17 protein-coding genes, 1 pseudogene and 1 other annotated feature are annotated in these 15599 nt (G+C 25.5%); of the genes and pseudogenes, 1 reads left to right on the top strand and 17 read right to left on the bottom strand.

Features of this window, described 5'->3' with window-relative positions; translation table 4 throughout:
* Positions 1-181: 181 nt before the first annotated feature.
* From SGLAD_RS01455 to uvrC, 17 genes and pseudogenes are all read right to left on the bottom strand, one after another.
* Positions 182-703: a ferritin-like domain-containing protein gene (locus SGLAD_RS01455; protein WP_134297267.1), complete on the bottom strand. Its 522-nt coding sequence runs from the start codon at positions 701-703 to the stop codon at positions 182-184.
* Positions 704-746: 43 nt separating this feature from the next.
* Complete coding sequence (locus tag SGLAD_RS01450; protein ID WP_134297266.1) at positions 747-2096, bottom strand: Sapep family Mn(2+)-dependent dipeptidase; 1350 nt, start codon at positions 2094-2096, stop codon at positions 747-749.
* Positions 2097-2176: 80 nt separating this feature from the next.
* Positions 2177-2467 (bottom strand): 50S ribosomal protein L27, encoded by a 291-nt coding sequence (gene rpmA, locus SGLAD_RS01445; protein ID WP_134297265.1) that lies wholly within the window; start codon positions 2465-2467, stop codon positions 2177-2179.
* 1 nt (position 2468) lies between these two features.
* Positions 2469-2780, bottom strand: coding sequence for a ribosomal-processing cysteine protease Prp (locus SGLAD_RS01440; protein ID WP_134297264.1), 312 nt, complete (start codon positions 2778-2780; stop codon positions 2469-2471).
* Between the two features lie 227 nt (positions 2781-3007).
* A pseudogene (rplU, locus tag SGLAD_RS05395) lies at positions 3008-3301 on the bottom strand (50S ribosomal protein L21); the annotation flags it as partial.
* 7 nt (positions 3302-3308) lie between these two features.
* Positions 3309-3380: a sequence feature (ribosomal protein L21 leader region), on the bottom strand.
* 130 nt (positions 3381-3510) lie between these two features.
* Positions 3511-3837: a hypothetical protein gene (locus SGLAD_RS01430; protein WP_134297262.1), complete on the bottom strand. Its 327-nt coding sequence runs from the start codon at positions 3835-3837 to the stop codon at positions 3511-3513.
* Positions 3838-3911: 74 nt separating this feature from the next.
* Entirely contained in the window at positions 3912-4793 is an 882-nt protein-coding gene (gene rsmI, locus SGLAD_RS01425) for a 16S rRNA (cytidine(1402)-2'-O)-methyltransferase (protein WP_134297261.1), read from the bottom strand.
* A gap of 22 nt (positions 4794-4815) precedes the next feature.
* The gene (locus SGLAD_RS01420) at positions 4816-5427 is read right to left on the bottom strand and encodes a LemA family protein (protein WP_134297260.1); all 612 of its coding nucleotides are present in this window, start codon (positions 5425-5427) and stop codon (positions 4816-4818) included.
* 54 nt (positions 5428-5481) lie between these two features.
* A complete protein-coding gene (locus tag SGLAD_RS01415; protein ID WP_134297259.1) occupies positions 5482-6093 on the bottom strand; it encodes a LemA family protein in 612 nt (203 codons plus the stop codon).
* An 83-nt stretch (positions 6094-6176) separates the two neighbouring features.
* The gene (gnd, locus tag SGLAD_RS01410; RefSeq protein WP_134297258.1) at positions 6177-7076 is read right to left on the bottom strand and encodes a phosphogluconate dehydrogenase (NAD(+)-dependent, decarboxylating); all 900 of its coding nucleotides are present in this window, start codon (positions 7074-7076) and stop codon (positions 6177-6179) included.
* 3 nt (positions 7077-7079) lie between these two features.
* Positions 7080-7508, bottom strand: coding sequence for a PTS mannitol transporter subunit IIA (locus tag SGLAD_RS01405; RefSeq protein ID WP_166739150.1), 429 nt, complete (start codon positions 7506-7508; stop codon positions 7080-7082).
* 1 nt (position 7509) lies between these two features.
* A complete protein-coding gene (locus SGLAD_RS01400; RefSeq protein WP_134297256.1) occupies positions 7510-9081 on the bottom strand; it encodes a PTS sugar transporter subunit IIBC family protein in 1572 nt (523 codons plus the stop codon).
* Positions 9082-9178: 97 nt separating this feature from the next.
* Entirely contained in the window at positions 9179-9949 is a 771-nt protein-coding gene (locus SGLAD_RS01395; RefSeq protein ID WP_134297255.1) for a MurR/RpiR family transcriptional regulator, read from the bottom strand.
* Between the two features lie 69 nt (positions 9950-10018).
* The gene (locus tag SGLAD_RS01390; protein WP_134297254.1) at positions 10019-11083 is read right to left on the bottom strand and encodes a DUF308 domain-containing protein; all 1065 of its coding nucleotides are present in this window, start codon (positions 11081-11083) and stop codon (positions 10019-10021) included.
* A 15-nt stretch (positions 11084-11098) separates the two neighbouring features.
* Complete coding sequence (gene greA / locus SGLAD_RS01385) at positions 11099-11566, bottom strand: transcription elongation factor GreA (RefSeq protein ID WP_134297253.1); 468 nt, start codon at positions 11564-11566, stop codon at positions 11099-11101.
* 39 nt (positions 11567-11605) lie between these two features.
* Entirely contained in the window at positions 11606-13072 is a 1467-nt protein-coding gene (locus tag SGLAD_RS01380) for an MATE family efflux transporter (protein ID WP_134297252.1), read from the bottom strand.
* Between the two features lie 46 nt (positions 13073-13118).
* On the bottom strand, positions 13119-14885 hold the full coding sequence (gene uvrC, locus SGLAD_RS01375; protein WP_134297251.1) for an excinuclease ABC subunit UvrC: 1767 nt from the start codon (positions 14883-14885) through the stop codon (positions 13119-13121).
* Positions 14886-14971: 86 nt separating this feature from the next.
* On the opposite strand from uvrC, the gene SGLAD_RS01370 reads away from it, so the two are divergent.
* Positions 14972-15589 (top strand): hypothetical protein, encoded by a 618-nt coding sequence (locus SGLAD_RS01370; RefSeq protein ID WP_134297250.1) that lies wholly within the window; start codon positions 14972-14974, stop codon positions 15587-15589.
* The last annotated feature ends 10 nt before the right edge of the window (positions 15590-15599 follow it).

Raw genomic sequence — 15599 nt, 5'->3', positions numbered from 1 at the left:
AAATAAATTCCCAATTGTGATTGCATATTTAGAGTAAAGTTATATACAACATAATGAGTATAAATAAAAAGCAAGTTAATATCAAGTCCTTTATAAAATACAAATCAATTTTTATAAACTTAAAAATTAAATTATACAAAAAAAAAAAAAAAATATAATAAAGTAAATACTTAATTATATTTTAATTGTGTGGTGCGAATGGATCTACAACTGATAATGTATCAGGATTTTCACGTTCTAATGCTTTTTTATCAATTTCATAATGATTTGAGTTTTTCATATTAAATCAATCAATTAAATCATTTGTTTCTGAAATTTCTTCATAAAAATCAATTGCAAATCATTCATAGAATTTAAAAGTAGTATAATCATTAACTTCTTTTGCGTTTTTTGAAAATTCATCAGTTAAATTTGCAAAATGAGTACGATATTCTACATAAGCTTTTAAAATTTCAACAATATCAGCATGGCTTTTATTTTCAACTTGTACATTTGGAGCTATGAATCTAATATTTCTATCTGACATATAATTCATTATTCTTCTTTGATGTACAAATTCATCTTGTGCTTGAACTTGAAAGAAATGTGTAAACCCAGGATAACCAAGATCACTACAATTTTGACTTAAGTTATAACAAATAAACTGCATTTTTGCATGTTCTTCAATATATTGTTGTAAGTTATTATGTATGATTTTTTCCATATTTTCCTCCTTTCATTTATAAATATATCACAAAAAATATGAGTTAAATTTTTGTTAATTTTATTATTGATTTTGTATAAATTTCAATCATTTTTTTTAAATCATCAATTTTTACATATTCGTTATCTGCATGCATTGTTGAATCATTTAAATCAAATTCTGCTCCAAATGCAATTATGTTTGGCATTGATTTGGCAAATGTTCCTCCTCCAATTGCTATTGGTTTAGCGTTGAAATCGCCAGTAACTTCTTTATAAACATCCATTATTTTTATAACTAACTCACTATTTTGAGAGAAAAACACTCTGTCTTCAGTTTTAATAACTTTATAATTTATATTAATTGGTTTTAAAAAAATATCTAATTTTTGATTAATATCTCTATTCAAATCTCTTGTACATGGGACTCTTAAATTTAAACAATATTTGAAATTTTTATTATTTATATCAATAATTCCATTACATGAAGTTAATTCACCAGTTTCATCACTTAAGTCACCAAAAATATTTTTCATTTGATAGTCAAAATATATATTTTTAGCAACAAATTGAATTATTGGATGTTTGAAATCAAGTAAATCTAAAACATACAATAAAGAGTTACTTGCAGATACACCTTTAAATGGTAAACTTCCGTGTGCTGATTTACCCTTAACAAATAATTTATCGTTTTCAATGTAACTATTTACATTAATTTTTTCAAGTTCTAGTTTTATTTTTTCTATATTAGGACCTTTATAGTAGACTAAGTCATTAACAGCATTATAAACTTGTCCACCTTTAATTTCAAAGTTGCATTTATAATCTCCATATAAATCAACATCACTAATTCATTTCTCTGCATAAACTACTGGAAAATGCCCGTCAGGAACATAGCCTAAATCACATAGTTTTTCATTTTCTACATATGATTCCATACATTCTCAAGTTGTTTCTTCACTAGTTCCAAAAATAAATCTTATTGTGTAATCTGGATTAAAATTATTATCAATTAAATACTTTAATGCGAATAAATTCATCATTGTTGGACCTTTATCATCAAAAGATCCTCTTCCATATAATTTTCCATCTTTAATTATTGGTTCAAATGGTGGATTGTTTCACTCACTTAAATTTCCTGGAGGAACTACATCTAAGTGACACAAAATTCCAAATAATTTATCTTTATTCCCAAAATCTGCATATCCATATTTAAAATCTTTTGATATAAAAGTTTTCATACCTCAGTCTTTACACAGATTAATACAATATTTTAAAACTTCTTTTGTGTCATTGTGCAATTCACTACCTTTTTCAGTGTTTCGTCTATAACTTGGAATAGCAATTATATTTTTCGTATGTTCTAGTGCGTGTGTAAAATAATTATTTAATAAATCATCTATATTAACTTTCATAATATTCTCCTTTTACTTTGTTTAAATTATAAAACTTATTAAATTAAAAATAAAAAAAACTTCTAAAAGAAGTTTAATGATTATTTACTTTGTTGTGGAACAACTATTGCTCTTGTTCTATTTTTTCCAAATCTTTCAAATTTTACGATTCCTGAAACTAAAGCGAATAGAGTGTCATCTCCACCACGTCCGACATTTGTTCCTGGATGTATTTTTGTTCCTCTTTGTCTAAAAATAATTGATCCTGCATTAGCAAATTGTCCATCAGCTTTTTTAGCTCCTAAACGTTTTGATTCTGAATCTCTACCATTTTTAGTTGAACCTACCCCTTTTTTAGAAGCAAAATATTGTAAACCTAATAAAAAACGCATTTTAAAGCACCCCCTCTATTTTAAAATTATTTGGATATTGTATTGATATAGTTTCTAATTGAATTAATAAAAATCTTAATATTTTTTGTAAATCGTTTGTATTTTTAAGAACAATTATTTTTATTTCATTTTCTTCAACAATTAAATTTACATTATTTTTATAGATTTGATCTAAACCATTTAATGTCCCAGACATAATAGCAGTAACTCCAGCACAAACCAAGTCTTTACCATATTCATTTGAATTAGAATGGCCATAAACTTTCACTTCTTTTATTAAGTCTTCTTTAATGTCAAATTTAGCTACTATCACTATTTATCCTCAGGTTTTTTTGTTGAAGCTGGTTTATCAGTTGTAGCTTTTGGTGCAGCTGGTTTTTTTGGTGCAGCTGGTTTATCAGTTGTAGCTTTTGGTGCAGCTGGTTTTTTTGTTGCAGCTGGTTTATCAGTTGTAGCTTTTGGTGCAGCTGGTTTTTTTGTTGCAGCTGGTTTATCAGTTGTAGCTTTTGGTGCAGCTGGTTTTGAAACTACGCCATTTTCTGAAATACTATCGATTTTAACCTTTGTAAAAGGTTGTCTGTGCCCATAAACTTTGTTAACATTTTTCTTAGGATGATATCTAACTACACGTAGTTTTTTTTCTTTTCCTTGTTTAACAACAGTTCCTACAACAACAACACCATCAACTAAAGGAGTACCAATTTTTGATTCTGTAGCAAGTACTTGATCAAAAGTTACAGTATTTCCTTCTTCGATATTTATTTTTTCGATATAAATTTCATCTCCTGGTTTAACAGTTAATTGTTTTCCACCTGTTTTTATAATTGCGAACATTTAAATTCCTCCAGTCTAGACTCGCCTTGTATGTGAGCTAAGCTTCTTATAACATACAAAAGAGCGGTTGAAACTAGCAACCTAGATAATTTTATACTAATTAATAAGTAAAAATCAATAATATTTAATTTTATTTAAAAATAAGACAGATAAATTTAAAAAATATTATTAAAAAATACAAAACCTAGACTTTGTATTTTAAATGTTTTTTAGTAAAAAGAGACAGTTGGCGCTACAGGTAGCGCTGCTTGTTGAGCTTTAGCTTTAGCATCTGCCACTTTTTTATCTAACTCGTTTTGAGCAGTGACAGATGCTTTATTGCTAAACTTAAAAGAGCTACTTCCGTTTTTATATTCAAATTCATTTGCTTTATCTGCAAATTTATATGCTAATCCAGCAGTAACTCCTGTGTTTACTAAATCTGAAATAAAACTTCCAATACCTTTTATAATACTTGAAATCCCTGTAAATAAAGCTCCAGTTACTCCCGCACCTCCTATTATTTCATGTTTTTCGGCTTCTGTTAATTCTCTCATATGGCATATCCTCCCAATAATTAAATCGATAGATTAAACAAATATTTAACAATTATTTAACAATTATTTAACAATTATTTATTTTTTTTATGAATTATTGAGTATAAATCTGTCTTATTTACTCCTTGATTTTTTGCAATAATTTTAATAGCCTCTTTTTTTGAAATCCCTTCATTAATTAATTCTTTAACTTTTGTAACCAATTCATTTGAATTTAATTTTTCAGCTTTTTTAAAACTATTTTTATCAATAACAACTACAAACTCCCCTTTTTGAACAAAATCTTTGCTATTTATGTAAAAAAATATTTCTTCAATATTTCCTCTAATTATCTCTTCGTTAATTTTACTTATTTCTCTAATTATTACTATTTTTGTATTTTTATCTAGTATGTTTTTTAAAACATTTATTGTATTTACTATTCTGTGTACTGATTCATAAAAGCATATAACAGTGTCTTTATTATTTGTAAATATAGTTTCTATTTCTGCTTTAATATTTTCAATTCTTTTATCTAAAAATCCTATAAAGATGTTTTTTTTAGTTTCAAAACCAGACATTACCAAGGCATGTATGTAAGCAGGACCACAGTTAATTGCTGATATTGAAAAATTTATTTCTTTTTCTAAAAGTGAGTTTAAAAGTTTTGAACCAGGGTCAGAAATACAAGGAACTCCAGCATCACTTATAATTGCTATGCTTTTATTATTAATTAGATCATTTTCAATTTGTTGACTTTTAAAAACTTCATTGTATTTGTGAAGAGAAGATAAATTATTTTGAATTTGATAGTTTTTTAATAAAACATGACTAGTTCTTGTATCTTCACAATAAATTACTTCAACTTTATTTAAAATATCTATTGCTCGAAAAGAAAAATCATTTATATTACCAATAGGAGTTCCTACTATATAAATGATTGGAAAATTGTCTTTAAATGTTTTTTGTATTTTCAAAATTTTTCTCCTAATAATAGTATTATAAATTAATTTCTATATCATCTCTATCTCAATCTGCTACTTCAAAAAATGATCTATATTTTTCTTTATTAAATTTAGCAACAACATTTGATGGATAGCTAGATAATATTTGATTATACTCACTCACTGCTTGATTATAATTATCTCTTGCATTAGATATTTCCATTTCTAATGATTCGATTGCTATAATAAAATCCTTAATTGCACTTGTAGATTTTAAATTAGGATAGTTTTCAATTTGCACTTTTATATTTTCACTTATACTATTTAAAATAGTTGCTTTTTTTTGCATTTGATCAAGTCCTTGACCTGTTCTCATTGCAGTAAGAGTATTTAAAATTTCTTTTTCAAATTTAATACTTCCTTTAACTGATTCTATTAATTTTAAAAGTAAATCTCTTCGTTGTTTTAAATATACATCAATATTAGCTTCTTGTTCTTGAGTTTTTACTTTTGCTTTTTTTATTTTATTCAATAAAGCAATGTGTACAATTAATGGAATTATTAAAAATCATAAAAATACTCAAAAAACCATTCCTATAAAACTAGCTTTAATTGGTTGATTTGCATTATTATTTATATTATTTAGTTCTTGATCTTGCGCTATCATTATAATCGTTCTTTCTTTCAAATATTATATTCTAAATAAAAAAAGTTATTAATTTTATTCAAAATTAATAACTACATCTTCTCTTTCAGCTTCTGTAATTTCAAAAAAGTACTTACTTACATATTTCAAAGCAGCAGCTGCTTGATTTTTTGGATAAACTTGAATTTCTTGATTAAAAGTCCCCACATTTTGATTATAAATTCTTCTTTGTGCTGCAATATCTTCTTCAATATCAGCTGCTGCACTCATTAATTCTCTTATACTTTGAGTTGATTTTAAGTCGGGATAATTTTCCATTTGGATATTTATGCCTTTTTGAAGAGTATCCATTGCTTTTTGACTTTTTATCATACCTTCAATTCCCATACCTGTTCTCATTGCAGTAACTGTTGTTAATGCTTCTTTTTCAAACTTAATACTTCCTTTAACTGCATCGATTAGTTTTAATAATGTATCTCTTCTTCTTTTTAGTTGAACATCAATTCCTGATTCAGCTTCACTAACTTTAACATTTATTCTTCTTAAAGAGTTGATGTTACCTATATGTAAAAATACAGGTAATAAAAGTATAAATGATGCGTATCAAATAAATGTTCCAAAAGCATTTCTTTGTGGTTTTTTATTTGCATTAGCATTGATGTTATTTTCAATATTTGGTGTTATCATATTTTTCACCCATCTTTCTTATACAAGTATTTTATAATAGAAGTCAAAAAAATAATCAATAATATTATTGATTACTCAAAAAATTATTTTTTAGAAACTTCATGTCCACCGAATTTATTACGTAGTGCAGAAACTACTTTACCAGAAAAACTATTATCAATTAAACTGGCTTGACGCATCATAACAGATAAAGCAATTACCGGGGCTGGAGTTCCTTGTTGCAATGCTTCATTTAAAGTTCAAAGTCCTTCACCATTCATATTCATTATATCTGTAAAATTATCTAGTTTAGGATCTTCGCTAAAAACATCAATCATTAATTCAACTAATCAGCTTCTAATAACACTACCATTATTTCACAATTTTGAGATTTCACTATAATTATAATTAAATTGAGAATTTTCTAATACATTATACCCTTCAGCAATCGCTTGCATCATTCCATATTCAATTCCATTGTGAACCATTTTTGCAAAATGCCCACTTCCCACATCTCCAGTGTGTAAAAAACCATTTTCTACACATATATCTGTAAACATACTTTTTAAGTAATTGACTTCAACTTTATCACCTCCAGCCATTATACAAGCACCGTTTAAAGCCCCTTTTGGGCCACCACTTACTCCAGCATCAATAAAATTAATGTTTTTTGTTTTTGCTACTTGGTATTTTGCTATTGAATCTTTATAAAAAGAGTTTGCAGCATCAACAAAGAAATCTCCTGGTTCTAGTAAATCAACTACTTCGTTAAAAACATCACTCGTAGGCTTACCTGCAGTAATAATTGAAATTACCACTCTTGGTTTTTGTAATTTTTGAACTAGTTCTTTTAAAGAATCTACAACTTCTAAATTCATATTACTAACTTGTTCTAAAGTTTTTTTGTTATTGTCAAATCCGATAGCTTTATGATTATTTCTATTTAAATTTTGTAATAATCCTAAACCCATTTTTCCTAAACCTATTACTCCAATACTACTCATTTTTTAATCCTCCTCTTCGATAAATTCAATTATTTGTTTAGCATCTTTAACGGTATTAAATAAATTCAATACTTCATCATCATCTGAAAAACTAATTCCAATATTTGCTAATATATCCATCTGTTCATCATTACTTGATATTAAACAGATTACAAATAGTATTTCACTACCATCTCATATTAGTTTTTCTTTTAGTTTAATAATAATTAAATTACTTTTTTTAATCTTTTTAGAAAATTCATACTCGCAATGTGGCAAAGCTAGATAATTTCCCAAAGCAACACTTGCTTTTTTATCTCTTGATTTCATCGATTCAATAAATTCTTTATTTCCTAGATTTAAGCTTATTAATTTTTCTTCTAAAAACTCAAAAACTTCTTCTTTGTTTTTTAAATCAATGTTTAAAAATATATTTTCTTCTTTTAATTTCATTTTACTCATCCTTTTTTTCTTTAGCTTCTAATAATTTAGTTTGTAAATCATCAAATATATTTTTACCTAAATATTGTTTAACAGTATATATGTAGGCATTTGGCGATCTTTCCATAGCAACTTCTTTAAAATTTATCATAGTAACAACAATATCTACATCAGTTGTTAAATCTTTTACAGCACAATTTTTTACTTCAATATTAACATTATTTTTAGTTACTCATTTTTTTAAAATTCCTGCTGCCATAGCACTAGACCCAACTCCAGCATCACAAGCTACCATCAATAATTTTGCATTTTTAAAGTTAAATTCTTTTGTATCTTTTTTTACTTGTTCATTAAAATCAATACCTTCATCAGTTACAACAATTTCTTGTACTTCTGAATGTTTTTTTCTTTTAAAAATCATTATAAAGCTTGCAACCCCAAATGAAACTAATGCTCCAGCAAAAACCGCACAAATATTAATTAATATACGCATACCCGATCCAGACATTGATATAACAGAAATTAAACTACCTGGTGAAATTGGCGCTATTGCTCCTCCATTAAATAACGCAACAATTGCTAATGAAGCGAATGCACCAGAAATTGTTGATAAAATCATTATTGGTTCTGCAAGAATGTAGACATAATGAACTTCATGTATACCTCCAATCAATTGAATAATACTACTTCCTCCAGCAGCTGCTCTTTGTTTTTTTCTTCAAGTAGTAAATGCAATTAATAATCCAAACCCTGGACCTGGATTTCCTCCAACCATAAAAAATCCTGAAAATGTACTTGTTTTAACTTGCTCTAAACCTAACGGAATCATAACTCCATAGTTTAAAGCATTATTTAGAAATACCGCTCTTAAAGGTTCTGTTACAATTGACATAAAAGGAAATAATCAAGGTAGTTTTGTAAATAATGATATTATCTTTGTCATTACATAACTAAGTCCATAAATTCCAAATCCTCAGCTAAAGTATGCCCCCATTGAAAATACTATCGCTCATAAAGCTAAACTAAAGTTTCTTACAAGCATTTCATATCCAGGTTTTACTCTATCAATATATAAAATTTCTAATTTTTTATATAAATAAGCAGACAATGGCGCCACTATCATAGCTCCTATTATTTGATTTGGTGCTCCAACTTTACTTGCAATTTCATCTCCAACAGGTCATTCGCTCATAATCCCATTGTATAATCAATCACTTCCAATTATTAAAGCAAATGTGACAAAAGCACTTAACATTGCGCCTCTTACTTTATAAATCATGTTTCCTGCTGTATAACCAATTAATACAGGAATTAAATATTTCATTGTAGGACCAATAAATTCTCCAACCGCTTGAGAATTAAATCAACCCGTTTTTACTCAAACACCATTTTCCATTTTTCCTAAAAAAGCAGCTGCAAGTATGCCTCATGCTATTAGTAAACTTACTGTTGGCATAACCATTCCAGCCATAAAACTTCCTGCTTTTTGAATTACTTTTTTTAATTTAACTCTAAATTGTTTTGCATTTTTATCATTATCAGTACTTACATCTTTTTTAGTAACAAAATTTGCTTCTTTTGACATTCAACTTTCTCCTTTAAATAAATTATAAAGAATAAAGTTTATGCCCATATTTTTATCTTAAAGCTTGAAAAGGTTTATTGATTAGTAAACTAATTTACTAGTTTAAATTTAATAAATTTAAAATTTGCATAATAATAAAATTAAAAGTTATTAAAGAACTCCTTTGACTTTTAAAAATTTCTTCATTGTTTCTAATTAAAAATTTATAGTCACTTTGATTATAAATTTGACTATTTGAATTTGCTGTTAAAACAATAGTTATTGCTTTATTAGCTTTTATTATGTCAAAAATATCTGATATTTCTTGAGTTAGACCAGAATATGTAAAAATAAAACAAAGATCATTTTCTTTAACGGTTTTGGCTAATCAAACTTGTACATCAAAATCTGTTGATGACATTGAGCTATAGCCAATTTTTAATAAATAATTATTAAAAATTTCAGCAATATGAATATTTGGTCCTTTACCAAACAAAAATATTTTTCCTTTTGTATTTTTTATTTTATTAGCAACATCTTTAAAGGTGTTTATTTTACTTTTTAAAAATTCTAAATTATTTATAATAAGTTCAAAGTAAGAATAATCATTTTTTAAAACCTCTTGCTTATTAATTTCAAAAGTTTTATATATTTCATACTCCCAAGTAATTACTCTTATAAGTTCTTTAAGTCCTGTTAGGTTTAATTCTTTACAAAATTTTACAATACTTGATTTACTACAATTACATTCTTTTGAAAGTTGTGTAATATTTATAGAGTTAACCATTTCAAGATTTTCTATTAAATATTTAGCGATTATAAATCTTATTGTTCCATCATTATTATTTGTAATTTTTTTGATTTTTGATATTAGGTTTTGACTGTTCATAGTTAACCTCACTGCTATTATTATAAATTAGTTTAAATAAAAAACTTTTTTGTTTTATAACAAAAAAGTTTAGTAAACTGCTCTAACACAATTAAATAAATGTTCAAATAAGTAAAAATCTTGTGTAATTTTATCAATTAACATTTTTTTAAATGATGCAATACTATAAACTGAGTGTGTGTCAAAAGCACAAACGTCATGAACATAACTATTTTTTTTAACTTGAAATCAATCAGCATAAATTTCATTTTCAATACCAACCGAATAAATATTTTGTACTTCAATAGAAGAAAGTTTTTCTATCAACCTTGGAGATAAAAATTTAGCCGCTCTTAAATCGTTATCGTTTGCATTAATGTAAAATCTTTTATTAAATTCAATTGAGTCGGTTTGAAATAAACCTTTTTTTGGATCTTTTTCTTGAACAACTCTTAATCCATTGTAACTTTCATCAAATTTTGTATTTTCCATAAAAACAGCTGCATTTGAAATAAAATTTATTTTTTCGTGACGAGTTGTATTTCCTTTTGAATCTGTTGAATAATAATATTCAATAAATTTTTTAGGATTTTTAATAAAAAAACTTACTTTCTTATCTTTGTAAGTAAAATGAAAAGAATTTTGTGTATTGTTATTGATAGCTAAAACTCTTTTAGATAATCAATTTTTATAACTACTCTCATAAACTTCAACTTTAGGAATTCTTCTAACAATTTTTATTTCAAAATTATCGGTTTTTTCATCATCAATAAATTTGTAATAAAACTCTCCATAAACACTTTGTATTGATTTATTCTCATACAAAATATCAGTTACAGCTTGATCTAATTTTTGATTTTTTGCTTTTCTATTAAAACTCATATATATAGCTAAAGCACAGACTCCTAAAACAACAATAATAATCGCAAATACAATAAGCAATAATCAAAGAAAACTTTTAGACACTTGTCATGTCGAATAAAAATAGACAGCTGCAACCGGTCCTAAAATGACAAAAAATAATCCTATAACAAGAGAAATCAAAGCGTATTTTTTATATTTACTTATTTCTTTAATTATCGAAATAAGTTTAGGATTATTATCAACAATATCATTGGTTTTATTTACTAAAAATTCCTTACCATCCACATTCATATTCATACCTCTAAATTATTTAATAGATAAAATTTCTATTTTATAAGGTTCTTTCAATTCCCTAACTTCCATAATATCTTTTACTTTTCTTCCTAATATTGCTTTAGCTAAAGGTGATTCGTTTGAAACTTTCCCTTCAAACGGATCTGCTTCTATAGCACCAACTATTTTAATTTCCATTTCTTTATTAGTTTTAACATTTTTAAACACAACAGTATTTCCAATTTTTACTTCTGATGTTTTTTTATCACTTGTAATAATTTTTGCTCTTGAAATCATTGTTTCAAGTTCTTTAATTCTTGCTTCTACTTCTGCTTGTCTGTTTCTTGCTGCATCATAATCAGCATTTTCTGACAAGTCACCTTGAGCACGAGCTTCAACTAATTCAGCAATAACCTCAGGTCTTACATTATTTATTAAATGATCAAGTTCTTGTTTTACTTCTTCAAGACCTTCTTCAGTTAACATTATTTCTTTATCCATAGTTTGTTCCCCTTTATATTTCCAATTAATTATACATTTTTATTCTACTATATGAATATATTTTTGTCACTTTCCTTTTAATCATCTATGAACATAAATAATAGATCTAAGCAATGGGTCGACAATAACTCCACCATAAACACATAAAATTCCAAGACCTTCTGTTATTTTAAAACCTTTTACAAATATGAAGGGTAGAGCAACCATTCCTAAACCCATAGTTATAAACGATACTAATATTGGATATCATAAGTCTCCAACACTTCATAAAGCCCTTAATAAAGTCATATTTACAGTATCAAAAAGAATTTTTATGGCAAAAATAGTTAGTAACGAAACTCCTCATGGAATGGCAGTATCTTTGGAGTTTAAAATTAATAATAACGGATAGCTTATTGCTATCATTATTAAATTAGAAATAATTGTTACAAAAATTGCTGCTTTTCAACATTCTAAAGCAATTTCATAAGCACCTTGTTTGTCTTTTTCTCCAATTTTTCTTGAAACAAATACTGCTGTAACAGTTCCAATTGCTTGAATAAATGCAGAAGAGTATTGACCAATACTATTTGCATTTCTATGTAAAATAATTCAATGATTTCCCGTTCCTTCGTGAAGTTGACCAATTACTACTGAGGTTCCAAAATTACAAATGTTTCAAACACCCATTTCAATAGTAATTGGTAGTCCAGTTTTTAAAGTTTCTTTTGCATAAGATAAACTAAATTGTTTTTTCTTGTTAACTTTAAAATCGATAAATTTTAAACACATTATCATCATAAATATAATTTGAAATAGACCTGTTATAGGAAGAACAAATGCACTATAAACAGGATCAACTTTTGTTGCGTATAACATTATTGAGATTAAACAAAGATCAATAATGTTTGCAAGCATAGTCCCTATTGTTACAACTTTACTTTTTTTAAACGCTTGCAAACCAGAAACAAAAACTTGATAAACAGACATCATTAATAAATTTATATTTGAATAACGATAATAATCTGAAACATACTTTAATTCTGTTGATTCTAAAACACTTTTATCATCAAGACTTAAAATTGGTTCTGAACTTGATGCACCAACCCACCCAACAATTGTATCGCTAAGTATTGTTACAAATATAAAAATTGGTATCATTATTGCTAAATTAACAAAAAGTCCTGTAACAATTACTCTTGAAACTTCTTGTTTTCTTCCTTGACCAATTAAGTTTCCTGAAACAATAATTGTACCAGTAGCAATTAAACTTGGAACAAATTGTAAAGTGTTATAGGCTAAAATAGCTTTTGAAGTTCCTTCTGCATAAGCTCCTCCCATATAATTATTAATTGCTATTAAATTAATTTGTGATATTAAAATTGTAAATAAAAGTTGAATAAATATTGGTATAGCCATACCAAAAATTTCTTTAGGATTAGCTATTTTGTAAACTGGTGTTTTTAATTTATCAAAAGGTTCAATAACAAACTTTTGATTTTTTTTCGCTATATTTTTCTCTTTCATAATTTTTCTTTCTTTTAATAAAAATTATTATACTCTTTTCAAAAAATTATTTTACACTTTTTAAAAACTCAAATAATTCTTGAGAAGTTGTTTTATTTTTAACAACTTCATCAATTTCTTTAATACTTAATTTTTTCATATTTTCAATTGATTTAAACTTTTCATACATATTTTTAACTTTAATTTCTCCCATCCCTTTTACAGAAGACAAGATTTCTTCTTTTAAAATTCCTTTAGACTGTCTTTTTCTAAAACCACTAATTGCATAATTATGAACTCTTAACTGAAAGTTTTCTAATAGTTTAAAAACCTCAAAATTTTTTTCAATATCTAATTTATTTTCATTTGTATCTAAAATATATTCTGTTTTGTGTTTATCATTTTTAACTAAACCTATAATTGGAATATCAATACTTAATTTTGCTAAAGCTTTTTTTGCAGCATGAACTTGAATAATCCCTCCATCCATAATAATTAAATCAGCTCATTTTTCTGGAAATTCTAAATCTTTTTTATATCTTCTATACAACATTTCTTCCATTCTATTAAAATCACCTTTTTCTTCAATTTCAATATTATATTTTCTAAAGTCATTTTTACTAACTACTCCATTTTTAAATACAATCATAGCTCCTGTTACATATTCATTTAACATATTTGCAACATCATACATTTCAATATGATAAGGAAACTTATCAAGTTTAATTAAACTTTGTAATTTTTGAAGTACTTCTTCTTTGGTAATTGAATTTTGATCTGAATAATGAAGTTTTTGAAATAAATATTCCCTAGCATTTTCTTTTGCTAAATCTAAAAGACGATTTGTTGTAAAATCTTCTTCATTTAAAATTGTTTTTTGAAAAAATAATTTTAAATCATCAACATTAATTGTTTTTGGCACACCTAAAAAATTAGGTACTAAATTTTTTGAATAGATTTGTAATATATAACTTTTAAACAAATCATTTATATCTTGGCCTTCATTTTTTATAACTTCATTATTTTTTAAAGATAATTTCCCACTTCTATAAAATAAAACTGTAAAACAAATATAATTTTCAAATTCAAAATAATTAAATACATCTCTGTTGATATTATCGCTTAAATCAACATCTTGTTTTTCTGTTGTAAATTTTAAGTGTTCTATTATCTCTTTAATTCTCTGCGCTTCTTCAAATTGTAAATTTTCAGCTGCTTGATACATTTTATTTTCTAAAATTTCTTGAACATCATTAGATTTGCCATCAAAAAAATCCTTAATTTTTTTTATTTGTTTATCATAAAAACTTTTTTCAACTTCTTGAAAACAAGCGCCACTACATTGTTCTATATGAAAATATGTACAAGGATGTCCAATGTTTCCTTTACACCTTCTTAAAGGATAAATCCTTTCAAGTGTTCTTAATATTTTTCTAGCACTACTACCATCAGGAAAAGGACCAAAAGATTCTTTATTTTTAGAATTATAGTTTCTTATATAAATATATTCTGGATCTTTTTCATTTGTTATAGCGATGTAAGGATAATTTTTATCATCATTTAAAACAATATTATATCTTGGTTTATATTTTTTTATTAAGTTTTGTTCTAATAAAAGTGATTCTTTTTCATTCAACGTAATTATTGTTTCAAGTTTAACAATGTCTCTAACTAATTTTGTTGTTTTTACATCATGAGCTTTATTAAAATATGAGCTAACTCTTTTTTTTAAATTTTTAGCTTTACCAACATATATAACTTTATTATTTTTATTAAAATACATATAACAACCAGGTTTTTCAGGTAATGTCTTTAATTGGTTTTCAACACTCATATATTCTCCTTAAAATAATATTCTTAATTTAAAACAATATTTATCTTTATCAATTATATAATATATTAATCAGAGAAGGTGTAAGAATGGATTTAAAAAGTTTAGAAGAATTTATAAATAAAAAAGGTGCTTATAAGTTATTTAATAAAACAATTTTAAAAGGTTATTTAGCAGTATTACCAAATGAAATCAAAGATCAAAATTTAGTATTTGAGGTGTTAAAAAGTTATACAGAACATATTATAAGAAGAGTTAAAAAAATTGCTTTTGTATCTGTTGATATAAATGATTTGATTGAGATGTTTGAGTTTGAATACTTTAGTGATGAAAGTTTAGAAATTAAACATATCAATTTAGAAAATGAAATTAAAGCAATTAAAATAAATGTTATACACGGAAAAGAAAATAGTTTAAAAAAAGTTACTCTAACTGGAAGTGCTATTGTTAAAACTTTTTTAAGAAAAGATTTAAATGAAATTTTAACAAAAAAAGAATTAGAAAATATAAAATTTACATTATTTGGTCCCACAGAAAGTAGTTTGTTAAATTCAATTGCAGAATTAAATGCAATTACCGATCATATAGAAGCTTTAAAAATTGAAAAAGTTGATAAAAAAAATATGTGTTTTTGAGTTAATCTAAACAAAGGTTTCAATAATCCTTTTTATTGTAACGAATCTATAAAAATAAATATTTTGAAATAAAAATCACTTA

It is taken from the genome of Spiroplasma gladiatoris, assembly GCF_004379335.1.
In the GTDB taxonomy this organism is placed as follows: domain Bacteria; phylum Bacillota_I; class Bacilli_A; order Mycoplasmatales; family Mycoplasmataceae; genus Spiroplasma_A; species Spiroplasma_A gladiatoris.
The sequence above is the reverse complement of the archived record's forward strand: the minus strand, read 5'-3'. Positions and strand labels throughout refer to the sequence as shown.